Below are 26,565 nucleotides of genomic sequence, written 5' to 3' on the forward strand. Positions count from 1 at the left end.
GTTGTACTTTCTTTAATCTCTTTGGTCTCTTCTTTATCAAATTTATCTGATGGAAAAGGCTTCTTTCCATGGTTTTCACGATCTTGATTGATTTCTTCTTGAAGACGCCCTTGATACGCTCGTGTTTCTTTACGAACGATTTTCTTTTCAAATTTCCGTTTATTCGCACTGGCTTTCACATGTGTGGAATCCACGAAAACGTGTTCAGCACTTATTAMCTTTTTATTAGCAGCTGTCATTAAAATGCGATAGAAAATCTGTTCRAACAGGTCTGTATCTTTAAAGCGTCGCTCATAATTTTTCCCRAACGTAGAGAAATGAGGTACTTTATCATGGAACCATAGCCTAAGAACCAACGGTAAGCCATATTSGTTTCAACTTCTTCAATCGTTTTACGCATGGAACGAATGTCAGTTTAACTAAAATAACTGGATCAACACTTGGGCGTCCTACCTCTGAATACATATCTTTCACCAAGTCATAAATGAAAGTGAAGTCAATGGCAGCCTCATCACCTCAAGTTTTAATACTTCTATTTTAAAACAAAAGCGACTCAGGGCAAAAGTGTTTATCTAAAAGATAAGACAAAGTTGATTGGAACGGAAGGTACGAGACTCCTGCGGGAAAAGCGCGTCTAGGGGAGACCCCGCAGGCAAGCCGAGGAGGCTCCCCGACCGCCCGCGGAAAGCGAGTGCCTGGAGTGGAAATCAACGGCCAAATTGTACAACTCATAAAAAATAGACAAACTCGATTTTCCTAGAGTTTGTCTACAGTCTGAGGGAGCCTTTAGGCTCCTTCTTTTTCATTTTAGTTTCTCAAAAGTCTTAAGCTATTCAATATAACAAGGATTGTGCTTCCTTCATGGCCAATGACACCATATGGAAGGTCCAGGAATTGAAGGAAATTGGATGCTATCAGAATCATGATGACCGAGATCGAGAAAATGACGTTTTGTTTGATGATTCGATTCATCTTCTTGGATAATTTGACGGCTTCCGCGATACGCGGGAGGTCATTCTTCATCAGAACAACATCAGCTGTCTCCAAGGCAACATCCGTGCCTTCACCCATTGCAATTCCAACGGAAGCTGTTGCCAGTGCAGGTGCATCATTGATGCCATCCCCAACCATTGCTACTGTACCAAAATTTTCTTTCAGCTTTTTCACTTCATTCACTTTGGTTTCAGGTAGGCACTCGGCAATATATGCATCAATATGGGTCTCCGACGCAATCGCTTTAGCGGTTTTTTCACCATCACCTGTCAGCATGACGGTATGGATCCCCTCATTTTTCAAAGCTTCGATGGCAACGATCGCTTCTTCACGCACGACATCTTTCAAAGTGATTATACCGGCAATCCCAAGATCATCTTTAGCATAAACAATTGTCTTGCCTTGTTCAGCAAATGTCAGCGCAATGCCGTTTTTGAATCGTTCGGCTTCGCTCCGGCCGACGAAACCAGCTTTTCCGACTTGCCAAAGCATGCCTTTGAAATAAGCTTGAACCCCATTACCTGAGATATCTTCCATGTTATCCGGTTTAATGATGTCCTTTTGCAACTTCGTTTTAGCATAACGTACGATTGATGTTGCCAAAGGGTGGTTTGAATAATTTTCAACAGAAGCAACATGAAATAAGAAATCTTCTTCGCTTAAATCTTCGCGGATAATAACATCCGTTACCTCTGGTTTACCTTTTGTCAGTGTTCCGGTTTTATCTAGGGCAATAGCCTGTAGATTTCCTAGATTCTCAAGATGGATGCCGCCTTTAAATAAAATGCCATGGCGGGCGCCATTTGAAATGGCAGAAAGTGTAGCTGGCATTATTGATGCCACAAGGGCACAAGGAGAAGCGACAACGAGCAGGATCATCGCTCTGTAGAATGTTTCGGTCCAGCTCCAGCCCAATATGAAATGTGGTACGAACATCATCAAGCCGACAACTGTCAATACGACTTTTACATAAGTCCCTTCAAACCGTTCAATGAACAGCTGGGAAGGGGACTTTTCGCTTTGTGCGGATTGAACGAGAGTGATTATTTTTTGAAATAATGTTTCACTTGCTGGTTTGGTAATTTCCACGGTAATCGTCCCACGGAGATTAACCGTTCCCGCAAAAACTTCATCATCCAAGGATTTGCTGACTGGTATGGATTCACCAGTGATGGCCGCTTCATCTAGATTGGTACGGCCGTCCGTGATTTTTCCATCAGAAGGAACTCTCTCACCTGGTTTCACTAAAATCAAATCCCCGACAAGCAAATGGGAAACGGATACGGTCTCTTCATATCCTTTAGTGATGCGCAGCGCTTCTTCTGGCTGTAAGTCCATAAGCGCCGAAATCTCTTTATGGCTTTTATTCATCGTGTATGTCTCAAGCGCACCGCTTAAAGCGAAGATGAAAATCAATATGGCACCTTCCGTCCAGTATCCGATAATCGCAGAACCGATGGCGGCAAAAATCATCAGCATCTCAACATTCAATTCCCGGTCGGCAATCGTATCTTCTATGCCTTCCTTTGCCTTGGCGTATCCGCCAATCAGGAAAGAGGCTAAGTATATGACTATGGAAGTGGACTCCATTCCGTTCTTTGAAAGAGCCCAGCCCAAAACTATTAATAAACCGCTGAATAATGCAGCAATAAGTTCTAAATGAGGTTTTGCCTTTTCCAACCAAGAGGTTTTGCATGTAGCCGGTTGGGTTAAATGTTTAGTATCTGTAGTCATAAGATTCCCTCCCAAATTCTTTTCTATTTTTGTGTAAATGATATGGATTATCATTTGTATTATATCTAATTGAGAAAGATAATCAACGTCATTTCTCTGGATAAAATATGAAAGCTGCCATCGTAATTGCGATGACAGCAATGATTACAAAGATTTATTAACGTGATGTCCCTTTTGTTAATATTATATTACCACATATCCTATTCAAAAATAAAGAAGAATGATTCTAATCTAGAAAAAATATAAAATGCCAGTTATTTCAATATACAAGGGTTATTGTAAATACCATGCAAATTGAATAATAAATGGAATTGTCCAGATAATAAACTATATTACATAACAGATGCAGGCAGTTTCTCCTTAAAAAAGGCCAATGAAATAAAGACAAGGAAAAGCATGATACTTATCATATGAAAAAAATTCCCACTGTGTACATGATCTATTACAAGGCCGCCAAAGAATGGACCGCCGATGCTGCCCAGACTATAGAAAATACTGCATAATAAATTTCCTGCTGGTAAAAGGTTTCGAGGTAACAGATCTGCCATATAACTGATTCCCAGAGAGAAAGTCGAACCAACCATCATACCTCCAAGCATGAAGCAGATGAATAGTCCAGGCACTGAATAAGAATAAATCCCTGCTAGAGAAAATATGGTAAATCCCGAAAAGAGGATAGTCAGCAAGGTTTTTCGCCGGCCAAAGCGATCACTGATCATTCCCAGGGGAATCTGTGTAAGCAGGGTTCCGCCTGAAAATGCCGGAATTATAATGGATACCGCAGTTAAATCGATTCCGGAGCGCAGGGCGAAAACTGGAAAGTTACTATTCAATGATGCTTCGAGCACGCCAAAAGTGAAAGGAAGTAAAAAAGCGACCCAAGCTATGCGGCTCACCTTCGTAAACCTTTTAAGTGTGCCCAGAAATGATGTGTTTTCAGATTCATCCTGTTCAGGAAGCTCATTTCTAATAAGGAAAACAGTTAACCAAGTAAGAAGGCTGAGTATGGATGTAAAGATGAAAGGCAAAGACTGATTAATCTCGAGAAGCTTCGTCATTAGCGGGCCAACCATGAAGCCAAGACTGAAGAAAAGTCCGTAAATAGCGAGATTTCTACCGCGCTTCGCTATTGGTGAAATGGCAGTGATCCATGTCTGGGTAGCAAAGTGGAGTGTATGATCGCCGATTCCAATGAAGAAACGTAGTACGAACCAAAACCAGAATGATTTCCAAACAGGAAATAAGGCAAGAGAGAGAATGACCGTTATCCCGCCAAATAATATCAATGGCTTATACCCATATTTACGGAGTGGCGCTTCCATAAAAGGAGAAATCAACAGAATCCCAATATAAAGGGAGGCGGCATGAAACCCGTTTAAGGATGAACTAATTCCGTCATTTTCAAAAATGATGGCAATGATCGGCAGAAGCATTCCTTGAGAAAAGCCTGATATGCCGACAATAAAGATTAAAACACTTAAAAGCAGTTTATTATTCATAAAATCATGTCTCCTAAGAAATGTGTACAATTTTGATGTTACATCTTAGAAAGAGGATTAAGCAATAGGGATTTGGGTAAATATTGACAAGAAGAGGAGCGGTGAAAAATTTTCCTTTGTCTTTGCCCGAAGTTTATGTATGATAGTTTTTGTTATATGAAAAGAACTATAGGATTGTGAGGAGAAGTATCGTGAATAAATTATTTTTGGGGCTTGTACTATTAGGCGTCCCATTATCTGTCCTTGGGTCTTTATTGCATTGGCCGAGCGTAATCATGTTCATAGTATATTGCTTAACAATCGTCGCGCTTGCAGGCTTCATGGGCAGGGCGACTGAAAGCTTAGCGATTGTTATGGGACCAAGGATTGGCGGTCTATTGAATGCAACCTTTGGTAATGCAGTTGAATTGATCATATCGGTCTTTTCGTTAAAGGCGGGGCTGGTTGGTGTTGTATTGGCGTCTTTGACTGGTTCCGTTTTAGGAAACTTATTGTTGGTGGCTGGCCTTTCGTTCTTCATCGGAGGGACCAAATACAAACGGCAGAAATTTAATGTTTTTGATGCCAGGCATAATGCCGGGCTGTTAATATTTGCAGTTATTGTAGCCTTCGTCATACCGGAAGTATTCACACAAAACATGAGTGAGTCAAGTACGATGTCGTTAAGTGTCGGAATTTCCATCATTTTGATCTTATTATATCTTGCTGCATTATTCTTTAAATTGGTTACTCACCGCGGGGTATATCAGCATAACCAGAAAACGAAGGAACATGAAGAGGAAGAACCGGAATGGAGTAAGAAAAAGGCAATTATAATACTTGCTGCCGCTACATTGGCTGTTGCGTTCGTATCGGAGAAGCTTGTACATACCTTCAGCGAAGTGGGGGAAACCTTCGGATGGACAGAGTTATTCATCGGTGTCATTATCGTTGCGATCGTGGGTAACGCGGCAGAGCATGCGTCCGCCGTCATGATGGCCTATAAAAATAAAATGGATGTTGCTGTGGAGATTGCCGTTGGTTCCACACTTCAAGTAGCGATGTTCGTAGCTCCTGTACTAGTATTGATTTCGTTAATGTATCCAACTCATATGCCGCTTATTTTCACATGGCCAGAACTGATTTCAATGGTTTCAGCAGTCTTTCTGATGATCATGATTTCGAATGACGGGGAAACGAACTGGTTTGAAGGCCTTACCCTATTGGCTGCCTACTTCATCATGGGGATTGGATTTTACTTATTATAATAATGCAGGCCTTCCGATGCGGAAGGTCTTCTTTTATATAAATAAAAATGACTCTGCTCAGGTTAGATTTAGCAGAGTCATTTCTATATTAGTAAATTACCATTCATAAGTTTTTCCAAAATTTTTCATCATGCTTTTGTAAAAGTTGAGAAAATATTCTAGAGTGTTACACCATCCTTTTACATCAGATTTAAGTATGGGCGAGTTCGTTTTCTGTCATCCTTTAAAAGGGTGTCATGGATTGTTCGATAAGCATACCTCCTGAAAGTGTAATAGGTATGAACGATTTCGCCTCCTTTTTATAATGTAAATTAAGTATAACCGATTCCGATTAAAAAGTAAATATTCTGAACTTTAAAAATATATTACAAATTCGACAGCAGAATGAAATGTATAGAATGTTGGCTAAAAACAAAATCTATAAACAAAATGATTGAACCCCTCAAAAGGAGAGCGACAGCATGAAAAGAATTATTCTTATTACGATGATTGCCCTAATTGCCTTCATTCAGGCGAATGTAAGTTTTGCAGCCAATAAACCAGGAGATAAAGCAACTCCGAAAAAGGTGAATATCCCGCCTTCCGTATTGAATATTGCAAAGGAGAATACGTATCCGAACTCGACTCAGGATCTTCCAATGCTGCAGCCGAGTAAGTTTGCCAAACAATTGATCGATTCGTCGGATATAAAGATTGAAAATCCAGAACTCATTCATATGTTGAATGAATCAGCAATTGCAAAGGCTCCGCTTGCTTTTGGTTACAGGGCGACCATATACCTTGGTCATTGGGCATTGAATTATGAGTCTTCGGAAACGGCCCCAAACTGGGAATACCAAAAGATCAATATGAATTACTATGATAATCGCGGCGGTGAAGTTCCATACAGGATCCGTTACATCCAGGAGAGTCAGAAGGCAGTGAGCGGCGGTCTTACCGCGAAAATCCCTAAGGCTGAGGATGTTCAAAAGATGATGCTGTTAAAAGCCACAGAAAAGACCAATTTGCCATTGGCTTTCGAAACGATCATCGGAGCTGGTACGAAAAAAGATGAGGTATACAATGTGGCTTCAAATAGGATTGGTTACTTATCCAGTTATGCTTCTGCAGTCAATGAAAAAGGAAAGGTCACATATGGGGAAGTATATTTGAACCTAAAAGGAAATAAGCGAACCATAACGATCAAGAACATCACTTCTCAAGGCATCGGTGCATGGATACCGGTTCAGGACCATGTTTCCTTCAGCTTTACTGTCTCTCAGCAACCTAGGTAAAAAGAAAAACTCGCCGGATTGGCGAGTTTTTTCTTTATATGGAAGACTTCCTGATCCTGAAGTCTTCCATCGGGTAGTATGCATTTTTGACGAGAACATTCGGGCCTAGACATTTGACTGCCGGGCAGTGGCAGTTCAAATCATTGGCCAGTTTCGAATTCATCCATGTGTCGTACGATTCGGTCAATGGCGAATCAATGATATTTCCCAATGTAGGTGCGTCCCCGAAATCGGTCACGATCACTTCCCCAGTGAAAATATTGACGTTCAACCTTGAACGTCCATCAGGGTCATTTCGAACCGTCACTTTAGGTGAACCATACAGGCGTTGAAGCAGCTCTATATCCTCTTTAGCGTTATTGCAAGGATAGAATGGCAGGGTGCCAAAAAGCATCCATACATTTTCATCACGGATATCAAGCAAATGATGGATCGCTTCACGCATATTTTCCAATGATAACGTTTCAAGTGCCGAAGCGAAATCGCTTGGATACATCGGATGAATTTCATGTCTTTGACATCCCATTTCATCGACAATTTGTCTGTGAATATGCTCAAGATGAGGCAATGTGCGTTTATTAAGCATCGTTTCTGCAGAAACCAGCACACCAGCTTTTGTCAGGGCACGGGAATTTTCAATCATTTTATCGAATAACTTCTTTCGCTGTTCCCGTGATGGTTTTCGGTCCATCATGGCGAAGCCTATATCAATGAATTCATCGATCGTTCCCCAGTTATGGGAAATGTGCAGGACATCCAAATAAGGAATGATTTCCTCGTACCGTTCCAAGTCAAGGGTCAAATTGGAATTGATTTGTGTGCGGACCCCACGGCTACGGGCATATTTCAATAAAGGTAAAACATAATTCTTCACTTGTTTCCTAGATAGCATCGGTTCCCCGCCAGTGATGCTGAGCGAGCGAAGCAAAGGAATCTCATCAAGGCGCCGAATCAGTAATTCCAAAGGCAGAGCATCCGGATCCTTAGGCTGAAGTGTGTAGCCGACAGCACAATGTTCGCAACGCATATTGCAAAGGGTGGTGGTAGTGAACTCCACATTGGTCAAGCAGAGTTTTCCATATTGTTCAACGTCCATATATGCTTCCCAAGGATCATACTTGGGTGTAATTGGTGTTAAAAGATCTTGCTTGATTATTGACATGTTTAAAACTCCTTACGTAATAATGCACTAACCCATTATGAACAATGGGGACAAAAATTGTCAAATGGCGGAGAGCTGCATTTTAGCTTGCCATTGCACTTTCAAGCAGATTTCGTTACGATGAAAGAAGAACGGAAGGAGAGTGCCTCATGGGAAAATCCATTACAGGTAAAAACGAACAATTAACATACTTAAAAGAACGCCTCACGATGTTCATGGAGGTTCTTGATCATATCGAACCGGAAAATACTGAATTGGAAGATATAGACCGCTTAATCGGCATGATAGATGATTTGGAAGGCAAAGTTGAACAATTCAAAACCCGCGAAGAATAATATCTGTTTCGATAGTATGATTTTTTCAATGTTAATATTCATGAAGGGATGACGAGCAACCTGCGTCATCCCTTTTTTATATATAATGATTGATTGCGTTCATCATAAATAGGTAAAGATTGGTGATGACATTTTACTCATGGGCTTATTCTTTGCGGCTTGAACATTCCTCTTCAAATTGCTTTTCATTAAGAAAAATAATTACTTGTTTTCGAAAGATTATGTTAGATGTATAATAAAACGGGTGTTGTATCATTCGCTCTTTATAGAGAAGCAGGGAAATGATTAAATCTAGGGGAAATAAGAGGGGGAAGAGAAATTTGGATATTCAAAAATTCCAAGAAAGTATGTACAGTCTTATCGTTGAAACTTCAACGAATCTTCCAAAGGATGTTCGTCGTGCGGTAAAAAGCGCAAAACAACGTGAAAATGCAGGCACTCGTTCAGCGTTGAGCTTGGCCACCATCACGAATAATATTACAATGGCTGACGACAATGTATCACCGATTTGTCAGGATACTGGTCTGCCGACTTTCAAAATTAAAACTCCAGTTGGCGTGAACCAACTTGAAATAAAAGACGCAATCCGTAATGCAATCATTTTAGCGACAAAGGGCGGAAAACTTCGTCCAAACGCAGTTGATTCTTTATCGGGTGAAAATAGCGGGGATAATCTTGGGGAAGGTCTTCCTGTCATGAAATTCGATCAATGGGAAAAAGACTACATTGATGTTCGTCTCATCTTAAAAGGAGGCGGCTGTGAAAATAAAAACATTCAATACAGTCTGCCTATGGAGCTTGAAGGATTGGGGAAAGCGGGCCGTGATTTGGACGGAATCCGTAAATGTGTCCTACACTCTGTCTACCAAGCACAAGGGCAAGGATGCAGTGCCGGCTTTATCGGCGTTGGTATTGGAGGGGACCGTTCATCCGGATATGATCTGGCTAAGGCTCAACTTTTCCGCAGTAATGAAGATGTGAATCCGAATGAAGATCTTCGTAATCTTGAAGATTACATCATGAAGACAGCTAATGAATTGGGAATCGGCACGATGGGATTTGGCGGCGAAACCACACTGCTTGGATGTAAAATCGGTGTCATGCACCGTATTCCGGCAAGCTTTTTCGTCTCCGTTGCGTACAACTGCTGGGCTTTCCGCCGTTTAGGTGTGAAAGTGAATCCCGAAACAGGAGAAATCAATGAGTGGTTATACCAAGAAGGCGAGAAAATCGACTTTGCTCTAGAAGAAGAAAAAGCAGCGAAGGAAGAAGTGGCAGCCGCTGTAGAATCTGACGTTGAAGCTTCCCGTGAAATCACCCTGCAAGCACCAATCACGGAAGAACAAATCCGTGAATTAAAAGTTGGTGACGTAGTTCATATTAACGGCAGAATATATACGGGCCGTGACGCTATCCATAAGCACTTATCTGAAAATCCTGCACCAATCGACCTAGACGGACAAGTCATTTATCACTGTGGACCAGTTATGCTGAAGGACGAAGAAGGTAAATGGCATGTGAAGGCTGCGGGACCAACAACAAGTATTCGTGAAGAACCATACCAAGGCGATATCATGAAACGATTCGGCATCCGTGCAGTCATCGGTAAAGGCGGAATGGGACCGAAAACATTAGAAGCACTAAGTGAACACGGCGGCGTTTATCTAAACGCAATCGGCGGGGCTGCTCAATATTATGCAGACTGCATCAAATCCGTCGAAGGTGTTAACTTTACTGAATTTGGTATTCCAGAAGCAATGTGGCATTTGAACGTTGAAGGATTTACAGCAGTTGTTACCATGGATTCACATGGAAACAGCCTCCATAAAGATGTTCAGCAATCTTCATTGGAAAAATTGGCACAATTCAAAGAACCAGTATTTAAATAATGTATGGTAAAAGACGCTCACCAATCGGTTGAGCGTCTTTTGCATATCTTACTCGTCCATTTCCGGAAGTGGATCAATCCTCGATGAATCCTCTAAATTCAATCCACTTTTCACAAAATGAATAAACACTCCACCACCTAAACCAAGACAACCAACAAAGCCTAACGTGATAACCCATTCCAGCATTTCATTCCCCCCTTGTTAAATGTATATGAAAAAAAAGGCGATAATTACCTCATAAAAGTACAATCTTTTGGAACGGCCGCACATATATTAGAAGAGAAAGGGGGGATTTTCATGCAGAATAGCTACTTCTTATTCTTTATCGCCATGTTATCCGGTTTTGCTTTCATCCAACTTCCTGTGGCAAACACTATTTTCTCCGGTCTTGAAACATTCCTAGACGTAATCGGAATTGTAATCGTTCTCATTTTTGCCATCACCATTATTTGGAAGGCCGCACAGGCGCTATTTAAAGGATAAACAAACAGAGGGGCCAATCCTTTTCGGAGGAAAGGCCTTTTTTTGTGTGGGATTAAGGTTATAATTCAGCCTAGAGCAGCAGAAATCGTCCAACCGGATAATTCGCCCCACGGAGCGAGATTCGACCTTCGCAATATCATGCATATAAATCTCTATGTTCCAAACACTAAGAAAAAAGAACATGGGGGATATTCAAATGAAAAAAATCGTGATTTTATCCGCTTTTATATGCTTGATATGCTCTTTGGCAAGTCCCGCTTTTGCAGAATCCTATAACTGGGGCTTCAATAAAGGGAAAAATGGGACACCTGCCGATGCTGGTAAAAACTTCAATGAGATGCTGCCTAAATATGAGGCGATTTATAAAGGGGATACAAAGAAAAAAGATATATACTTAACGTTTGATAACGGTTATGAAAATGGGTACACTGCGCAGATTCTGGATGTTCTGAAGAAACATAAGGCTCCTGGGGCTTTTTTCGTCACGGGTCATTATTTAAAAACGGCACCTGAGCTTGTTGTCCGTATGGCGAATGAAGGACATATCGTCGGGAATCATTCTTGGAACCATCCTGATATGACCAGTGTGACGGATGCTGTAATTCGCACTGAACTGGAGAGGGTTAAAAAAGCGACGGAAAAATTAACCGGTCAACAGGGGATGAACTACCTTAGGCCGCCGCGTGGTATATTCAATGAGAGAACAATGAAAGTCGCACAAAAAGAAGGATATTACCACATTTTCTGGTCGCTTGCATATAAGGACTGGATTGTTGACCAACAAAAGGGTGCCGCGTTCGCTCACGATGAAGTGCTTAAGCAGATTCATCCCGGGGCGATATTATTACTGCATACCGTATCAAAAGATAATGCGGAAGCACTCGACTCGATTTTGACGGATCTTGAAAAACAGGGGTACAAATTCAGTAGCCTTGATGATTTAATGATTGAGAAACAATTGCCAAACCGAATGCTTTATTAAAATAAAAAGCGGGTCCTGTAATGATAATTCAGGTCCCGCTTTTATCCATTCTCTTCAATTTCAAGTAATATTCCTGGAAACATGCTATAATACGTGGAAAACTGCTAAAGGATGGATCGCTTGTGTGGACAGAAAAATTACAGGTTCAAGGACCCTATAATTTCGATCTTGTTCTCGAACGATTATCGTTAGACCCACTTCAGGTAGTTGATTTTACTAACAGGACGGTAAAAGTTCCGCTATATATAGAAAGAGAACCAATCGTTTTGCAGGTTCAGGCAATAGGAAATATCGATGAACCATCTTTCATCATCAAAGGTCATTCAGAGGTTTACAAGTCAAAAGCAATCGAACGGTTAAAAAAGGTTTTTCATTGGCATCAGCCATTAGAAGGCGTTTCCCGGCATTTCCGGGAATCAGATTTAAGGGAAATCTTCGAAGAGCACCGCGGTACAGCCATAGTCTTGGACTTCGATTACTACAGTTGCCTCGTCAAATGCATCATACATCAGCAATTGAATTTATCTTTTGCACATACGCTCACGGAACGATTCGTTAAAACATTCGGATACCAGATAGAAGGTACCTGGTTTTATCCGACATCGGAAACAACCGCCCAACTTCAAATCGAGCAATTAAGAGCCATTCAATTCAGTGGCCGAAAAGCGGAATACGTCATCGGACTTTCCGAGCAAATCATTCAGGGCCATCTCAATCTTGATATAATGGACAAGTTATCCGATCAAGATGCTATGGATACACTAATAAAAATACGCGGTATCGGTAGATGGACGGCTGAAAACTTCCTGCTTTTTGGACTCGGCCGACCGAATCTGTTTCCCAAAGCCGATATTGGCATTCAAAATGCCTTGAAAAAATTATATGGCTTACCGCAAAAGCCAACCCAAGAAGAAATGGAAACCTATAGTGTGAAATGGGCTCCATATCTAAGCTACGCTTCCCTCTATTTGTGGAGAAGCATTGAAAAACGGAGTGAAAAGAAATGACAAACATTCAAGATACAAAACTAGAAGTGGATCAAACGCTTCCCCTTACCATTAAACGGCTTGGCATTAACGGGGAGGGAGTCGGTTATTTCAAAAAGAAAGTCGTCTTCGTCCCAGGAGCATTACCAGGTGAAGAAATAGTAGCTTTAATAACGAAAGTACAGCCGAACTTTTCTGAAGCAAAAATAAAAACCATCCGGAAAGAATCACCGCACCGCATTGCAGCCCCATGTCCGGTTTATGCTGAATGCGGAGGATGTCAGTTACAGCATTTAAGCTATGACCAGCAGCTTATTGAAAAACGCGATATCGTCATTCAAGCGATGGAACGTCATACGAAATTCCCGATTTCTTCATTAAATATAAAAGAAACAATCGGCATGGAAGATCCTTGGAACTACCGCAACAAAAGTCAGTACCAAGTCGGTCAGAAAGATGGCAAATTGATTGCCGGTCTTTACGGCTTAAACTCCCATAACTTGATCGATATTCCCAACTGTCTTGTACAGCATAAGGCTACTAATAAAGTAACACGTACAGCGAAGAAGATCCTAAAGAACCTGAATATCTCGATCTATAATGAAAGAAAGAGAAAAGGTGTGATCCGTACAGTCATTACAAGAGTTGGCTTTGAAACAGGTGAAGTGCAGGTGGTCTTAGTTACAGGAGCGGAAGAAATTCCACAAAAAGATCAATTGCTTAAACAAATTCGTGACCAACTGCCGGAAGTGAAATCAGTCGTTCAAAATATTAATAACCAAAACACATCACTTATTTTTGGCGAAAAGACGATCCATCTTGCAGGCGAAAAAGTCATCAACGAAACATTGGGTGACCTATCATACGAACTATCGGCCCGTACTTTCTTCCAACTTAATCCGGTCCAAACAGTCCGCATGTATGACGAAGTGAAAAAAGCGGCAGCCCTGACCGGCACTGAAAAAGTCGTAGATGCTTATTGCGGTGTAGGCACTATCGGACTTTGGCTGTCTGAAGATGCAAAAGAGGTTCGCGGAATGGACGTCATCAAAGAATCCATTGAAGACGCCAAGAAAAATGCCATCAGACACAAACGCACCAACATGCATTATGAAACAGGCAAAGCCGAGAATATCCTGCCACGCTGGACCAAAGAAGGCTGGAAACCGGACGTGCTTGTCGTCGATCCACCAAGATCCGGCTGTGACCAATCCTTACTGCAGGCCATCTTGAAAGTTAAACCGAAAACCATAGTGTACGTATCTTGCAATCCGTCTACATTGGCGAAGGACCTTCAAGAATTGAGCGCATTATACGAAGTAGAATCCATGCAGCCTGTGGATATGTTCCCGCAGACGAGCCATGTGGAGTGTGTCTCGCAACTCATTTTAAAAGAAGGCAACTAACCCTATACGGGAGTTGCCTTTTCCTTATTCTATTTGTAGCGGATTAATAAATTTTTTATATTGAATATGAATATCGCCAGGATGTAAGAAGATAGTTTTTCACAAATTATAAATGTCCAAATGTACTTGTGTTTGATAATAAGTTATTAAGCATGATATAAGTGTAAAAGAAGTGGAACATTTGGCTTTATATTTTTTGACCGAGAGTTTGAAGTTGTATCCATAGTGAGAGGATTTGAGTTTAAAATGATAGATAATTTTTGGCGTGATTTACCACGACCATTTTTTGTACTTGCACCAATGGAAGATGTGACAGATGTTGTTTTTCGCCACGTAGTAAGTGAAGCCGGTCGACCGGATGTATTTTTCACAGAGTTTACAAACTCGGATAGCTATTGTCATCCAGAGGGCATGAAAAGTGTGCGTGGCCGTTTGATTTTTACAGAAGATGAACAGCCAATGGTGGCACATATTTGGGGGGACAATCCCGAATATTTCCGTCAAATGAGTATTGGCATGGCAGAGCTAGGATTTAAAGGCATCGATATTAATATGGGCTGCCCTGTACCGAATGTGGCATCAAGAGGGAAAGGTAGTGGCCTTATTCTGCGTCCAGATGTTGCGGCAGAACTTATTCAAGCAGCAAAAGCGGGCGGACTGCCAGTCAGCGTGAAAACACGACTTGGCTATAATGATGTAAATGAGTGGGAGGAGTGGCTAAAGCATATTTTAAAACAGGATGTTGCGAACCTTTCTATTCATTTACGTACAAGAAAGGAAATGAGCCAAGCGGATGCGCATTGGGAGCTAATTCCGGAAATCAAAAAATTACGTGACCATATCGCACCAAATACGCTACTAACAATCAATGGAGACATTCCTGACCGTCAAACTGGGCTGCAGCTTGCTGAACAATATGGTATTGATGGCGTTATGATCGGGCGAGGTATTTTTAAAAATCCTTTTGCTTTTGAAAAAGAGCCAAAAGAGCATAGCAGTAAAGAATATCTTGATCTTTTAAGACTGCAGCTTGATCTTCAAGATCAATATGCGGAAGCACTGCCACGTTCAATCACAGGGCTTCATCGCTTTTTCAAAATTTATGTCAAAGGATTCCGTGGAGCTGGTGAATTAAGAAATCAATTAATGAACACGAAATCAACGGATGAAGTGCGTGCATTGCTTGATAACTTTGGAAAAGATTGTTGATGGGACGGGGACAGTGAAATGATGTAGCTCTCAAAAAGTCAGAGAAAAAATGGATCACATCAACTTATGTGAACTTATTTTATTCAGTTTCAAGTTCCTTTGCAGCCGGCAACTTTTGTTTTGATAAAGTCTGTTTTCTAAAGGAAAAGGTCTTAAGAATGTAATAAACCCACAAGCACCCTTGTGTTGCCACCTACACTCTGCACATGTGGAAGTAATCACGAAACTGAAAATAAAATAATAGGCAGATTGATCCGGGAATCCGTAAAGGGTTCCAGGATTTTCAGCTGCGTTTATTCCCATCCATTTGTGAAATAATGAAGGTACTGTGAAAAAAGAAAAAATATACAGGAGGTTTATGAATGCATAATCATGATATATTAATTCGACTAAGATATGCGCTGGATATAAAAAATAAAGATATGGTAGAGATATTTAAACTCGGGGATATTGAAGTGACAAGAGAAGAAGTCATGCAGATGCTCACAAAGCCGAAAGATGGTTTCTATGATGAATACGACGAAGATGATATGGATGATGAAGGTATAAAATGTAACAATACGATGTTGGAGTCCTTTTTAAATGGCTTGATCATTTTTAAAAGAGGAAAACAAGAACCAAAACCCGGCCAGCCAGAAAACCCGGCACCTACTGCAAAGAATAAGGAAAGCATGAATAATATTCTGCTAAAGAAAATGAAAATCGCGCTGACATTAACAAGCGAGGATATGATTGATATCTTGGAAGAAGCAGGAGTCATGATAACCAAAGGAGAATTAAGCGCCATTTTAAGAAAAGTTGGTCATAGAAATTATAAAGAGTGCGGGGATAAATTCGCCAGGAATTTCTTAAAAGGGTTAGCTTTGAGATATAGGGGATAAGGGTTCAGTAATAGCAGCTATATTAAAAAAATGCACATTATGATAATTTCGCCTTGATTTCGTGAAAATACTTTTCCGATTTCGGGGTCTTTTTCGTTAGTTTAAACATATAAACAGTGTGGAATCATATAAAAAATCGAATGTGCCCATAAGGCACCTCCTGCACATCCATGCCGAATTCCTGTATGATTCAATACACTGCTGTATGTCTGTTTTCAAAATAACTGGGTGTCTATTCTATAAGTTGGCTTTATAAAGTTGTGTATAATGTGTGGACAAAAAAAGAGAAGTAGGAATTAATCACATTGCTCATACCTATTAAATCCGTTCACTTGCTTTTCCCTTTGGATAATATTGAAGATAATAGATTGTACGTATTTCTCATTTCATCATTAAATGGTAGTTGCCTATTGCATTTCATCCTCAACCACATAGTTTAATAATAAAAGGTTGAACGAGGTGCAGAAATGGATGATAACAAAAAAGTGATAACCATTTTAGGAAGTGCGGGAGGGGCCGCAAAATCAATACTTTCCATATTGAATAAATCAGTTATTGATAAAAGAGATCCAATCCACCATTTTATTTCCAGTTGTACTTTACATTTAATCGATATTAAACAAAAAGAAGAAAAATATTATCATGAATTATTTCCACAGCTAAAAAATCACTTTGTATTCCATCAACTTGATTTAAAAGATACAAAGAGGTTTACTAAGCATCTTGAAAGCACAAAAACATTTTGTGTAATAGATCTATCACGGGCGGATACGGTTGAAATACTAGATTGCTGTAATGCATTAGGTGTTAATTATGTTAATTCCGCTATAGAAAAAACAACGATTGACGAAAAGGAAGAATTATCTCATGGATTTCCTTTAATTGAACGAATCAGGCATTTTGAAAAGTATAAAGATCAATTTTCAAATTCAACAGCCATCATTGGTTCGGGAATGAATCCAGGGGTGGTTCAATGGATGGCCATTGAGCTGTTAAAGAAAGACTCAGGAGAACGTCCACTTGGCTGTTATATTGTAGAGCATGACAATTATTTTTTTAAGGACAAGGCGAAGGCAAAAAAGGACGTCATTTACACATCCTGGTCTCCCGAGTGCTTTCTGGACGAGGCTATTTCAAGCTATCCGATGTTTATGAACCACCATACACCGCTCTTTTTATATGAAAATGTTTATGATGTCGAATTTAAAGTCTCTTTAGGGGACAAGCAGTTTTACGGTTGTTTAATGCCTCATGAAGAAGTATATTCTTTGGGCAAATTGTATGATATGGAAAGCGGCTTTTTATATAAGGTAAATGACCATACGACGGAGTTAATCCGCTCAAAACTGGATGACGTTGATCAATTGTGGGACCATGAAATGGAGGTTCTCGATCCGCTTGAAGACGAACTTGAAGGGGAAGATCTAGTTGGTGTCCTTATTGTTTATCAAGAAAAGGAGCATTATATGTACAATGTATTAGAGAATGGCGAAATCTTTTCCAAATACAAAACCAATGCAACATACTTTCAAGTGGCCTGCGGTATATATGCTGCCTTATCGGTGCTGCTAATGGATCGAATCCCCAAAGGAGTTTACTATGTGGATGAGTTATTGTTAAAAACCAATAATCATTATGGTCAATATTTGACCTATTATATGACGAATTTTGTAATAGGGGAAAATAAACATTCAGATGGTCCTTTACTTCACAGGATGAAAAGGGTGAACCCATAATGTACATTTGAAGTCGTCATCAATGAAAGGGACTGGCTTCAATTTTTCAATTTAATAAAGTTGTGCACAAGTTGTGGATAAAGAAAGGAGGAAATAGGGGAAATCCTTATTCTTCAGACTTTGCTCCTGATTATGTGCATAACTTTTTTTTTTTGATGAACTAAAGGGTCCGTTTAGTCAAAGGATGTATGGACCCTATGTGTTGTAATGAACACTAACTGTCCATTAGAGCAATGTAAACAGATAAAAGAGGATAATTAATCCGCTAAGTTTACTTGTCTTCATTTTCTTCTTCAACAGATTTTTGGACGATTTCTTTTATTTCTCCTATATCACCTTTTGCATTGATGATTTCAAAGATCTCATTTAAGCCTTCTGAGGTTTTTTCATCTTCTGTTTTCACTATATCCCTCCTTTTTTATGGTTATTTGTTAAAGTCTCCAAAAGCCAGAAGATAAAACATATGTCTCTTTGGAAAATTGATGATATTCTCATTGTATTTCCAGCGATTTGAACGACTTTTTTAGCGGGTTTTATTGTAAAACTACAAAAATTCCGATTTTTTTGTCCACACAATATGGACAACGTTGAAAAATTCTATTATTATGATTGTTAGAACTATTAGTATAAAAGGATTTAGGTTACTTCCTTGTGTGTTTTTAGAGAGGACACATGTATTTTTAGAAAAAATGGTCAAATTCAATAAACTTGAAATAGGGGTAAAACATATAAAATTCCTGCATTTATTCCAAACATCAATGAGGGGGTATATTAAATGTCAAGTGAAATATTAAATCGATTTTTGAAAGAAAATTTGGAAGATTTAAAAAATAAAGGACTTTACAACGTTATTGATCCGGTAGAAGGTCCAAACGGTCCGGTAATCACCATTGCGGGCAGAGAATTAATTAATTTATCATCAAATAACTATTTAGGTTTAGCAACAGATCGACGATTGAAAGAGGCTTGCATAGAAGCAACGAAAACATATGGAGTCGGAGCCGGTGCCGTTCGTACGATCAACGGAACATTAGATATTCATGTTAAATTAGAAGAAAAGCTTGCTGAATTTAAACATACAGAAGCGGCCATTGCTTATCAATCGGGCTTTAATTGTAATATGGCTGCCATTTCAGGAGTGATGGATAAACATGATGCCATTCTTTCAGATGAACTGAATCATGCATCCATCATTGATGGATGTCGATTATCTAAAGCAAAGATTATTCCATTTGTCCATTCCGACATGGACGATTTACGAACAAAAGCGCGTCAAGCAAAAGAGTCCGGATTATTTAACAAAGTCATGATTATTACCGATGGAGTTTTCTCGATGGATGGGGATATTGCCAAGCTTCCTGAAATTGTGGAGATTGCAGAAGAGTTTGATTTAATTACTTATGTTGATGATGCACACGGTTCGGGGGTACTAGGCAATGGTGCAGGAACGGTAAAACATTTCGGGTTATCGGATAGAGTGGATTTCCAAATTGGAACATTATCCAAAGCCATTGGTGTTGTAGGAGGCTATGTAGCAGGAAAGAAAGATTTAATTGATTGGTTAAAAGTAAGAAGCCGTCCATTTTTATTTTCAACGGCTGCCACACCGGGAGCAGTTGCAGCTAGTATAGAAGCCATTGATATTTTGATGACTAGCTCAGATCTTCAAAATAAGCTGTGGGAAAACAGTGATTACTTGAAAAAAGGCCTAAAAGAATTAGGGTTTGATATCGGAGCGAGCGAAACACCGATTACGCCTTGCATTATAGGTGATGAAGCAAAAACGCAGCAATTCTCAAAGAGGCTGAATGAAGAAGGCGTATATGCTAAATCCATCGTATTTCCTACCGTTCCAAAAGGAACAGGAAGAGTGCGGAATATGCCCACTGCTGCTCATACAAAAGAGATGCTGGATCGTGCATTAGCGATTTATGAAAAAGTAGGAAAAGAAATGTCGATCATTTAAGAACATTGCATGCTGTAAAGAGAAAAAGGGGAGGGATTTTTGATGAAAAAAGTCTTAGTAACGGGTGCTTTAGGTCAAATTGGTTCAGAACTGACGCTGAAAATGAGAGAAATCTATGGATCTGACAATATCATTGCAACAGATATTCGAAAAACGGACAGCGATGTTGCCCAATCAGGCCCATTTGAGATTTTAGATGTTACAGATGAAAAAGCGATGTTTAATATGGCAAAAAAACATGAAGTGGATACGATTATACATTTAGCTGCTTTATTGTCAGCAACAGCTGAAAAGAAGCCTCTTTTAGCTTGGCATTTAAACATGGGCGGATTGGTCAATGCTTTGGAATCGGCACGAGAACTCGATTGCCAGTTATTCACACCTAGTTCTATTGGTGCGTTTGGTCCATCGACTCCTAAAGATTGGACACCGCAAGACAGCATTCAACGGCCGAATACGATGTACGGAGTGAATAAGGTATCCGGGGAGTTATTATGTGATTATTACCATCATAAATTTGGGGTTGATACGAGAGGTCTCCGGTTCCCGGGATTGATTTCGTATGTTACACCTCCTGGCGGTGGAACTACCGACTATGCAGTTGAAATTTACTATGAAGCGATTAAAAACAAGCGATATACTTCTTACATTGATAAGGGAACGTATATGGATATGATGTATATGCCTGACGCTTTAGCTGCCATCATTACACTAATGGAGGCAGATGCTTCAAAATTAAAACATCGGAATTCTTTCAATGTGTCTGCCATGAGCTTTGATCCGGAGCAAATTGCAGCCGAGATTAAAAGGCATATTCCGGAATTTGTCATGAATTATGACGTCGATCCTGTAAGACAATCCATTGCCGATAGCTGGCCAAATAAAATAGATTCAACTTGTGCAATGGAAGAGTGGGGATTTAAGGCGGAATATGATTTGGAGAAAATGACGAATGACATGTTGGTGAAACTGAAATTAAGGTCACTTTTAGTAACCGCATAAATAAACCTGCTTGCCGAATAAAAGAGTTGTAATACTCTTTTATTCGAGTTTCTTTATTCAGATGAATTTTAAACGTTTAAAGGATGCACTTTCAATAACCAATGAAAAGTAAGCGCTTTCTATAAGGCGGAATTGAACAACCTCGTATTAATTGTTCGGAAATAGGTTGATTAGGATAAAGCTATGCTTCTAAGTTCATATGATACTTAATAACTAGAAATTCATGTTTACAAGAACCTTTCTAACTGTCAGGAATGCTTAAATTAAAAGTGAAGAATGATTTTAAGAGGCTGCTTTAAGATAGATTTAAAAGAGTGGGAGCCTGCTATATCATTTCTATACTAAATAGGGAGAGCATTAAGCATCTTGCATCAAATTTCGACTATTAGTAGTGTAGGGGGAAATGGAATGGCAAACAAAGATTTGAATAGGGACTTGAAAGGCCGTCATATTCAGATGATCGCTTTGGGCGGTACGATTGGTGTCGGTTTATTTATGGGTTCAGCCAGCACGATTCAATGGACAGGTCCGTCTGTAATGTTAGCTTATGCGATCTCTGGTTTATTTATATTCTTGATCATGCGCGCAATGGGGGAAATGCTGTACTTAGAGCCAAGTACAGGTTCATTTGCAACATTTGGTTATAAGTACATTCATCCATTGGCAGGGTATATGACTGCTTGGAGTAACTGGTTCCAGTGGGTTATCGTCGGGATGGCAGAAATTATTGCAGTTGGAACGTACATGCAGTATTGGTACCCGGATCTCCCTGCTTGGATTCCAGGCTTAATCGCAATGGTTATTCTTGGGGCAGCGAACTTGATTTCCGTTAAGTCCTTTGGTGAAATTGAATTTTGGTTTGCGCTGATAAAAATCGTAACGATTATATTAATGATCGTTGCAGGATTTGGACTTATTTTCTTTGGCATCGGTAACGGGGGAGAAGCATTAGGGTTATCAAATCTTTGGGAACATGGTGGTTTATTTACAGGTGGTTGGAAGGGTTTCTTCTTTGCACTATCACTAGTTGTTGCTGCTTATCAAGGTGTAGAACTAATAGGGATTACAGCTGGTGAAGCAAAAGATCCGCAAAAAACGATAACCAAAGCGATTCAAAGTACCATTTGGCGTATTTTAATTTTCTATATCGGTGCGATTTTCATTATTGTAACCGTTTACCCTTGGGATCAATTAAGTGCGATTGGCAGTCCATTTGTTGCTACTTTTGCGAAAGTTGGTATCACGGCAGCAGCTGGAATCATTAATTTTGTCGTAATCACGGCTGCTATGTCTGGCTGCAATAGTGGTATTTACAGTGCAGGACGTATGCTTTACACATTAGGGATGAATGGCCAAGCGCCAAAATTCTTTGCAAAAGTATCTAATAGCGGTGTCCCTTTATTCGGAACGTTCGGCGTGATAGTCGGGTTAGCAATTGGGGTTGTTTTAAGTTATATTGCACCAAAAAATTTATTTGTGCATGTATACAGTGCGAGCGTACTTCCTGGTATGATTCCGTGGTTTGTCATTCTGATCAGTCAAATTCAATTCAGAAAAGTAAAAAAAGCTGAAATGGATAATCATCCATTCAAAATGCCTTTTGCACCTGTTACAAACTACCTGACCATCGCTTTCTTGATCATGGTATTAATAGGTATGTGGTTTAATGATGACACACGTATATCACTTATGGTTGGAATAGGTTTTCTGGCTATCGTTGTAATTAGTTATTTCGCTTTTGGAATAGGCAAGCGTGTACAAGCCGATGTTCAGACAGATCCTCAGACAGAAGATAAAGTGATTAATTTATAATTCACTTTGGATATTTCTAAGTGAGACGATTGTTTTTCATGCATTTTTAATGATCGAAGATAAGAAAATCTAAATAGTCTGATGCTTAACTCAAAAAAGGGCTGCTGCTGCAGCCCTTTTCTAATGCATTAAAGGGGCAGGCTAATTACATTAGAAAGTGAGAAGCACATTAGACACATTATGTAGCATATTAAGTAGGTTGTTATTTTTGCTCTGTTCTTTTATATTTATGGAGCAAACCATTTATGAACAACTATTCGATATTCATTTTTTAATATTCTAGTTTTACCGGATAATAGGTCTTGGTAAACCGTTGATTGATTGCAATCGATATACTAGCTTTATCGATATACTTATTGTCAGTTTGGATGGTCCTTTTCGATTTTTAAATATGATTTTACTTTTACGATGGCCAATGTTTAGTTACTTATTCATAGTTTTTTTGACTAATGAAATAGTACCCTAGTTCAATTAACTGGTGTACCGGCTTAAAATCTGAGCGGGTCTTAAGGCAACTTTTTCTTTCTTCATAAGTGAGTTTAGTTGCATTACATAACATCATGAACGTGGCGAATACATATCCACTAATACTTAGCGTGATATACCTATGATGTTAGTACTTTTAAGTATTCCATTGAAAAGTTGGCAGAAGATAGAAGGCAAAAAAGTGAGAAAAGGAGACAGAAAAAATGACAACTTCAAAGAAAATTTTAAGGACTTGCAACAAAGGACACAAATACTATAAATCCAGCGACTGTCCGATCTGCCCTATTTGTGAGCAAGAACGGAAACCTGACAATGGATTTCTTTCACTGCTCTCGGCACCAGCCAGACGGGCATTGGAAAATAATGGGGTAACTTCATTGCAACAGCTATCAACATATAGTGAAAAAGAGATTTTGAAATTTCACGGTATGGGACCAGCTTCTTTGCCTAAACTTAGGACTGCTTTGCAGACAAATGGGTTATCATTCAAAAATTAACCACCAAGAAAGGAATGCATTTTATGTCTCCTAGAGCATATTTCATTCAATTTCTTTCGCAAGTCACAGGGGGATTTAGGTCAATAAGGGATTAGGAATCGATTATTCCTGAATTTTTATGGGCACCATCCTTGTTAAACTGAAAGTAACTCTAAAAAGTGAGGTAACGAAAAGCATGAGTTCCTATACTCCCTATTTTGAATTCAATAGAAAAAAGTGGGCATCTTTACGAAACCATACTCCCCTTCCTTTAAATGAAGAAGAATTGGATGATTTAAAAGGAATAAATGAAGAAATATCTATTCAGGAAGTAGAAGAGATTTATTTGCCCTTGACTCGTTTAATTAATTTATATGTCGAAGCTTCTCAGCAACTTAACACTGCTACTTCTTCATTTCTAAAAACAAATGCTAAAAAAGTACCCTATATCATTGGAATTGCAGGGAGTGTTGCTGTAGGAAAGAGTACGACAGCGAGGTTACTTCAGACATTATTATCTAGATGGGATAATCATAGAAACGTAGGCCTGGTCACAACAGATGGTTTTTTGTATTCAAATGCCTCTTTAGAAGAAAAAGGATTGATGAAAAGAAAAGGGTTTCCTGAAAGTTATGATACTCAAAAATTAATTAATCTTATCGGTGATGTAAAAGCAGGGAAAAATAAAGTGGAAGTTCCAATTTACTCACATTTAACGTACGATATTTTGTCAAATGAAGTACAAACCATCTGTAATCCAGATATTTTAATAGTGGAAGGTGTTAATGTTCTTCAAGTTGATAAAGAAAATCAAGTATTCGTCAGTGACTTTTTTGATTTTTCACTCTATGTTGATGCAAACGTAGTTGACATAGAAAGGTGGTATGTTGAAAGGTTTCTTCTACTTCAAAAGACTGCATTTCAACGTCCCGAATCCTATTTTCATCGCTATACTAACTTGTCTAAAGAAAATGCTATTGAACAAGCGACTCAAATTTGGGAAGAAATCAATTTGAAAAATTTACATGAAAATATACTGCCGACAAAAGGACGGGCCAATCTAGTTTTAAAAAAAGGATCAGATCATAAAGTTGAAAATATCTATTTACGAAAATGATATGGCTATTAATAACGGATTAAGAATGAGGTAAGACTTTAATACTTTTAAATATAACCAATCTATTTCCAAATTGTATAAAAGGAAGCAGGGAGGTTCTGTATTTGTTTTGAAGTCAAGGAGGGTGATGGAAGAATGTCCAAATCTGTAAAGTTGTATCATTTAAGCAAAAAAGTACATAAATGGTCAGGATTAATTTTATCTGTTTTTTTTATGTTCATAGCAGTCACAGGCCTCTTGCTTGTTTATATGATACCACTGGGAGTGGCTGATGAGTTAAGGACGGGAAAAGAGGCGAGTCCCAGTCAATCGATACCTATGGACAGGGTCGTGTCCATTGCTACGTCTCAGGGGCTTCCAAATGTAGACTCGGTTGAAGATATATTTAGAATTGAATATAGACCAAGTGCAAATGTTTACCAGGTTCGCTTTAACAATAGTCAAGGTGTTCAAATCGATGCGAGTACGGGAAAAGTATTATCTACAAACCCGGATTACTCAACTTTCCTCATTACTTTGCATGATGGATCCTTCTTTGGTAATTGGTATAGATACAGTATCCTCACAATAACAGGTCTATCTTTAATACTGCTGTCATTTTCAGGGTATTATATGTTTGGCTTTCCCCTTTATAAGCGTCGAATGGCGAAAAAAAAAGCAAGAGATTTGGAGGTTTAATCGTATGAAAAAGCTTTTCCATTCAATCTAACCATTCCTACTCACCTAGCTTTTAGTAGGAATTGGAGCATATCATGCTGTAAGAGTATCTGGCAATATTTTTAGAAGATGGAAAAGCCAACAATACAATTTGGGTTCAAACCATACGTTTTGGGGGCACGATCAAATCAATCGTAACTGGAAACTCAGAAATTGAATGGGTGTTTTCTGAAATGTAAATACGCCAAAACACTTCCAAATGGGGCTGGAAGTGTTTTGGTTCCATATATTAATATTCAATGAATAGGGATGGTTCAGAAAAAGACCACAAATAAAAGGTGAATTAAGTTAACACTCAATCAAATCTCTGACTGTAGGCTCACCTTTAAATTTCCACGCTTCATCTGCACGAAATGCTACACCGTAGCCTGTTACAGCATCGTTTAAAAGGAAGCAATCTATTTTTGTAGCTAACATAGCATTAAAGTCTTTTATACCTTTATGAACAATTAAATCTTCCTTCATAGATTTAGTTAAAGGTATTCCAATGTTGAATTCATCAAATACTCTTAGTACTTCCTCATACTTCGTACCTAAATCACTACCTAATGATACTCCTACATCATCAGGCAATCAGAAACCTTCTTAGCACTTCATACGCATCCGGGGCTTTATAATCGTAAGAAATGCCTGCTTTACATCCTCCGGTGGTGGCACTTTCAGAAGCGTTATATTTATAGGCCATTGCCTCTGCTAATCGCTCTACCTCTTCTCTTGTCACTGCTGGATGTATCCTTGTGCCTCTCCTGCGTACCCTTTAACAAAGTTATGCACCACTAACCAACCCTTTGCCTCTGTTTCACAATCATTCCACTCTACGACTAAGTAAGGTTTTTTCATAATTTATAGCCCCCTATAATTTAGTTAAGGTGTATTTCAAGAACCTCTTTTAGTTTGGTATTATCAGTAAGTCCAATTTTAAGAGATTCGTGCACAGCACCGAAAATTGAACCTATGAATCGTCTACACTTATCTGGACAGATATTTTAAGGGCAGCTACACTTAACTTATTACAGATAAGGAGCACTCAAAATGACGAAAAGAGAACGCCGTACATTCACTTCCGAATTTAAAAAACAGATGATTCAACTCTATCAAAACGGAAAAACACGAAAGGCTCTTATTGAAGAATATGAACTTACTCCTTCTTCTTTAGATCGATGGATTCAACAG

At 39.2% G+C, this 26,565-nt stretch carries 26 protein-coding genes and 1 pseudogene; 18 read left to right on the plus strand and 9 right to left on the minus strand.

Annotation, left to right across the window (positions count from 1 at the left end):
- The 3 genes and pseudogenes from AC1DVK_RS23050 to AC1DVK_RS23060 form a co-directional block, all read right to left on the minus strand.
- A pseudogene (locus tag AC1DVK_RS23050) lies at positions 1–510 on the minus strand (transposase); the annotation flags it as partial.
- 297 nt (positions 511–807) lie between these two features.
- Entirely contained in the window at positions 808–2,727 is a 1,920-nt protein-coding gene (locus tag AC1DVK_RS23055) for a heavy metal translocating P-type ATPase (protein WP_061461515.1), read from the minus strand.
- Between the two features lie 332 nt (positions 2,728–3,059).
- A complete protein-coding gene (locus AC1DVK_RS23060; RefSeq protein WP_477627469.1) occupies positions 3,060–4,226 on the minus strand; it encodes an MFS transporter in 1,167 nt (388 codons plus the stop codon).
- Positions 4,227–4,414: 188 nt separating this feature from the next.
- Here AC1DVK_RS23060 and cax point away from each other — a divergent pair, with 188 nt between their 5' ends.
- Together cax and AC1DVK_RS23070 are read left to right on the plus strand one after the other, a co-directional pair.
- Positions 4,415–5,473 carry a calcium/proton exchanger gene (gene cax, locus AC1DVK_RS23065; protein ID WP_410863554.1) on the plus strand — a complete coding sequence of 353 codons (1,059 nt, stop codon included), beginning with the start codon at positions 4,415–4,417 and terminating at the stop codon, positions 5,471–5,473.
- Between the two features lie 461 nt (positions 5,474–5,934).
- A complete protein-coding gene (locus AC1DVK_RS23070; protein ID WP_410863529.1) occupies positions 5,935–6,747 on the plus strand; it encodes a YfkD famly protein in 813 nt (270 codons plus the stop codon).
- Positions 6,748–6,781: 34 nt separating this feature from the next.
- Here the strand turns inward: AC1DVK_RS23070 and yfkAB are convergent, their stop codons facing one another.
- Positions 6,782–7,903 (minus strand): radical SAM/CxCxxxxC motif protein YfkAB, encoded by a 1,122-nt coding sequence (gene yfkAB, locus AC1DVK_RS23075; RefSeq protein WP_477627477.1) that lies wholly within the window; start codon positions 7,901–7,903, stop codon positions 6,782–6,784.
- A 155-nt stretch (positions 7,904–8,058) separates the two neighbouring features.
- Here yfkAB and AC1DVK_RS23080 point away from each other — a divergent pair, with 155 nt between their 5' ends.
- On the plus strand, positions 8,059–8,244 hold the full coding sequence (locus tag AC1DVK_RS23080) for an SE1561 family protein (protein WP_089362622.1): 186 nt from the start codon (positions 8,059–8,061) through the stop codon (positions 8,242–8,244).
- Positions 8,245–8,564: 320 nt separating this feature from the next.
- Positions 8,565–10,133: a fumarate hydratase gene (locus tag AC1DVK_RS23085; RefSeq protein WP_061461525.1), complete on the plus strand. Its 1,569-nt coding sequence runs from the start codon at positions 8,565–8,567 to the stop codon at positions 10,131–10,133.
- Positions 10,134–10,181: 48 nt separating this feature from the next.
- Here the strand turns inward: AC1DVK_RS23085 and AC1DVK_RS23090 are convergent, their stop codons facing one another.
- On the minus strand, positions 10,182–10,319 hold the full coding sequence (locus AC1DVK_RS23090) for a hypothetical protein (protein ID WP_176431897.1): 138 nt from the start codon (positions 10,317–10,319) through the stop codon (positions 10,182–10,184).
- A gap of 111 nt (positions 10,320–10,430) precedes the next feature.
- Between AC1DVK_RS23090 and AC1DVK_RS23095 the strand changes: the two genes are divergently transcribed.
- From AC1DVK_RS23095 to AC1DVK_RS23125, 7 genes are all read left to right on the plus strand, one after another.
- On the plus strand, positions 10,431–10,616 hold the full coding sequence (locus AC1DVK_RS23095) for a hypothetical protein (RefSeq protein WP_089362623.1): 186 nt from the start codon (positions 10,431–10,433) through the stop codon (positions 10,614–10,616).
- A 196-nt stretch (positions 10,617–10,812) separates the two neighbouring features.
- Complete coding sequence (gene pdaA / locus AC1DVK_RS23100) at positions 10,813–11,598, plus strand: delta-lactam-biosynthetic de-N-acetylase (protein ID WP_410863526.1); 786 nt, start codon at positions 10,813–10,815, stop codon at positions 11,596–11,598.
- A gap of 122 nt (positions 11,599–11,720) precedes the next feature.
- Entirely contained in the window at positions 11,721–12,605 is an 885-nt protein-coding gene (locus AC1DVK_RS23105; protein WP_477627470.1) for a DNA-3-methyladenine glycosylase family protein, read from the plus strand.
- Entirely contained in the window at positions 12,602–13,990 is a 1,389-nt protein-coding gene (rlmD, locus tag AC1DVK_RS23110) for a 23S rRNA (uracil(1939)-C(5))-methyltransferase RlmD (protein WP_477627471.1), read from the plus strand. The genes AC1DVK_RS23105 and rlmD overlap by 4 nt, the downstream gene beginning before the upstream one ends.
- A gap of 246 nt (positions 13,991–14,236) precedes the next feature.
- A complete protein-coding gene (locus AC1DVK_RS23115) occupies positions 14,237–15,199 on the plus strand; it encodes a tRNA dihydrouridine synthase (protein WP_477627472.1) in 963 nt (320 codons plus the stop codon).
- Positions 15,200–15,561: 362 nt separating this feature from the next.
- Positions 15,562–16,080 (plus strand): YehS family protein, encoded by a 519-nt coding sequence (locus tag AC1DVK_RS23120; protein WP_089362628.1) that lies wholly within the window; start codon positions 15,562–15,564, stop codon positions 16,078–16,080.
- Between the two features lie 467 nt (positions 16,081–16,547).
- Positions 16,548–17,816, plus strand: coding sequence for an S-adenosylmethionine decarboxylase related protein (locus AC1DVK_RS23125; RefSeq protein ID WP_477627473.1), 1,269 nt, complete (start codon positions 16,548–16,550; stop codon positions 17,814–17,816).
- 271 nt (positions 17,817–18,087) lie between these two features.
- Here the strand turns inward: AC1DVK_RS23125 and AC1DVK_RS23130 are convergent, their stop codons facing one another.
- A complete protein-coding gene (locus AC1DVK_RS23130; protein ID WP_286140827.1) occupies positions 18,088–18,219 on the minus strand; it encodes a hypothetical protein in 132 nt (43 codons plus the stop codon).
- Positions 18,220–18,591: 372 nt separating this feature from the next.
- Here AC1DVK_RS23130 and AC1DVK_RS23135 point away from each other — a divergent pair, with 372 nt between their 5' ends.
- From AC1DVK_RS23135 to AC1DVK_RS23160, 6 genes are all read left to right on the plus strand, one after another.
- On the plus strand, positions 18,592–19,782 hold the full coding sequence (locus AC1DVK_RS23135; protein ID WP_410863521.1) for a glycine C-acetyltransferase: 1,191 nt from the start codon (positions 18,592–18,594) through the stop codon (positions 19,780–19,782).
- Between the two features lie 42 nt (positions 19,783–19,824).
- A complete protein-coding gene (locus tag AC1DVK_RS23140) occupies positions 19,825–20,784 on the plus strand; it encodes an L-threonine 3-dehydrogenase (RefSeq protein ID WP_410863520.1) in 960 nt (319 codons plus the stop codon).
- Positions 20,785–21,192: 408 nt separating this feature from the next.
- On the plus strand, positions 21,193–22,596 hold the full coding sequence (locus AC1DVK_RS23145; RefSeq protein WP_318687058.1) for an amino acid permease: 1,404 nt from the start codon (positions 21,193–21,195) through the stop codon (positions 22,594–22,596).
- Positions 22,597–23,285: 689 nt separating this feature from the next.
- Entirely contained in the window at positions 23,286–23,579 is a 294-nt protein-coding gene (locus tag AC1DVK_RS23150; RefSeq protein WP_061461547.1) for an RNA polymerase alpha subunit C-terminal domain-containing protein, read from the plus strand.
- 175 nt (positions 23,580–23,754) lie between these two features.
- Positions 23,755–24,675: a type I pantothenate kinase gene (gene coaA / locus AC1DVK_RS23155; RefSeq protein WP_061465949.1), complete on the plus strand. Its 921-nt coding sequence runs from the start codon at positions 23,755–23,757 to the stop codon at positions 24,673–24,675.
- Between the two features lie 135 nt (positions 24,676–24,810).
- A complete protein-coding gene (locus AC1DVK_RS23160; RefSeq protein ID WP_089364577.1) occupies positions 24,811–25,353 on the plus strand; it encodes a PepSY-associated TM helix domain-containing protein in 543 nt (180 codons plus the stop codon).
- A 327-nt stretch (positions 25,354–25,680) separates the two neighbouring features.
- Here AC1DVK_RS23160 and AC1DVK_RS23165 read toward each other — a convergent pair whose 3' ends face one another.
- From AC1DVK_RS23165 to AC1DVK_RS23175, 3 genes are read right to left on the minus strand one after another with little or no spacing between them, the layout of a single operon-like run.
- Positions 25,681–25,965 carry a hypothetical protein gene (locus tag AC1DVK_RS23165; RefSeq protein ID WP_477627474.1) on the minus strand — a complete coding sequence of 95 codons (285 nt, stop codon included), beginning with the start codon at positions 25,963–25,965 and terminating at the stop codon, positions 25,681–25,683.
- Entirely contained in the window at positions 25,958–26,113 is a 156-nt protein-coding gene (locus tag AC1DVK_RS23170; protein ID WP_477627475.1) for a hypothetical protein, read from the minus strand. The genes AC1DVK_RS23165 and AC1DVK_RS23170 overlap by 8 nt, the downstream gene beginning before the upstream one ends.
- Positions 26,110–26,232 carry a hypothetical protein gene (locus AC1DVK_RS23175; RefSeq protein ID WP_477627476.1) on the minus strand — a complete coding sequence of 41 codons (123 nt, stop codon included), beginning with the start codon at positions 26,230–26,232 and terminating at the stop codon, positions 26,110–26,112. The genes AC1DVK_RS23170 and AC1DVK_RS23175 overlap by 4 nt, the downstream gene beginning before the upstream one ends.
- 192 nt (positions 26,233–26,424) lie before the next feature.
- On the opposite strand from AC1DVK_RS23175, the gene AC1DVK_RS23180 reads away from it, so the two are divergent.
- Positions 26,425–26,565: transposase (locus tag AC1DVK_RS23180; RefSeq protein ID WP_477627478.1), on the plus strand; the 141-nt coding region annotated here is incomplete at its 3' end.

Source organism: Peribacillus sp. P4_B1 (assembly GCF_056402395.1).

What these genes read in the sequence shown, in the direction of transcription:
- AC1DVK_RS23120 (WP_089362628.1), top strand. Translation starts at nt 15,562, where the DNA reads ATGCATAATCATGATATATTAATTCGACTAAGATATGCGCTGGATATA.
- AC1DVK_RS23095 (WP_089362623.1), top strand. Translation starts at nt 10,431, where the DNA reads ATGCAGAATAGCTACTTCTTATTCTTTATCGCCATGTTATCCGGTTTT.
- AC1DVK_RS23175 (WP_477627476.1), bottom strand. Translation starts at nt 26,232, where the DNA reads ATGAAAAAACCTTACTTAGTCGTAGAGTGGAATGATTGTGAAACAGAG.
- AC1DVK_RS23060 (WP_477627469.1), bottom strand. Translation starts at nt 4,226, where the DNA reads ATGAATAATAAACTGCTTTTAAGTGTTTTAATCTTTATTGTCGGCATA.
- AC1DVK_RS23055 (WP_061461515.1), bottom strand. Translation starts at nt 2,727, where the DNA reads ATGACTACAGATACTAAACATTTAACCCAACCGGCTACATGCAAAACC.
- AC1DVK_RS23125 (WP_477627473.1), top strand. Translation starts at nt 16,548, where the DNA reads ATGGATGATAACAAAAAAGTGATAACCATTTTAGGAAGTGCGGGAGGG.
- AC1DVK_RS23115 (WP_477627472.1), top strand. Translation starts at nt 14,237, where the DNA reads ATGATAGATAATTTTTGGCGTGATTTACCACGACCATTTTTTGTACTT.
- AC1DVK_RS23145 (WP_318687058.1), top strand. Translation starts at nt 21,193, where the DNA reads ATGGCAAACAAAGATTTGAATAGGGACTTGAAAGGCCGTCATATTCAG.
- AC1DVK_RS23135 (WP_410863521.1), top strand. Translation starts at nt 18,592, where the DNA reads ATGTCAAGTGAAATATTAAATCGATTTTTGAAAGAAAATTTGGAAGAT.
- AC1DVK_RS23090 (WP_176431897.1), bottom strand. Translation starts at nt 10,319, where the DNA reads ATGCTGGAATGGGTTATCACGTTAGGCTTTGTTGGTTGTCTTGGTTTA.
- AC1DVK_RS23150 (WP_061461547.1), top strand. Translation starts at nt 23,286, where the DNA reads ATGACAACTTCAAAGAAAATTTTAAGGACTTGCAACAAAGGACACAAA.
- coaA (WP_061465949.1), top strand. Translation starts at nt 23,755, where the DNA reads ATGAGTTCCTATACTCCCTATTTTGAATTCAATAGAAAAAAGTGGGCA.
- AC1DVK_RS23080 (WP_089362622.1), top strand. Translation starts at nt 8,059, where the DNA reads ATGGGAAAATCCATTACAGGTAAAAACGAACAATTAACATACTTAAAA.
- AC1DVK_RS23140 (WP_410863520.1), top strand. Translation starts at nt 19,825, where the DNA reads ATGAAAAAAGTCTTAGTAACGGGTGCTTTAGGTCAAATTGGTTCAGAA.
- pdaA (WP_410863526.1), top strand. Translation starts at nt 10,813, where the DNA reads ATGAAAAAAATCGTGATTTTATCCGCTTTTATATGCTTGATATGCTCT.
- AC1DVK_RS23070 (WP_410863529.1), top strand. Translation starts at nt 5,935, where the DNA reads ATGAAAAGAATTATTCTTATTACGATGATTGCCCTAATTGCCTTCATT.
- AC1DVK_RS23160 (WP_089364577.1), top strand. Translation starts at nt 24,811, where the DNA reads ATGTCCAAATCTGTAAAGTTGTATCATTTAAGCAAAAAAGTACATAAA.
- rlmD (WP_477627471.1), top strand. Translation starts at nt 12,602, where the DNA reads ATGACAAACATTCAAGATACAAAACTAGAAGTGGATCAAACGCTTCCC.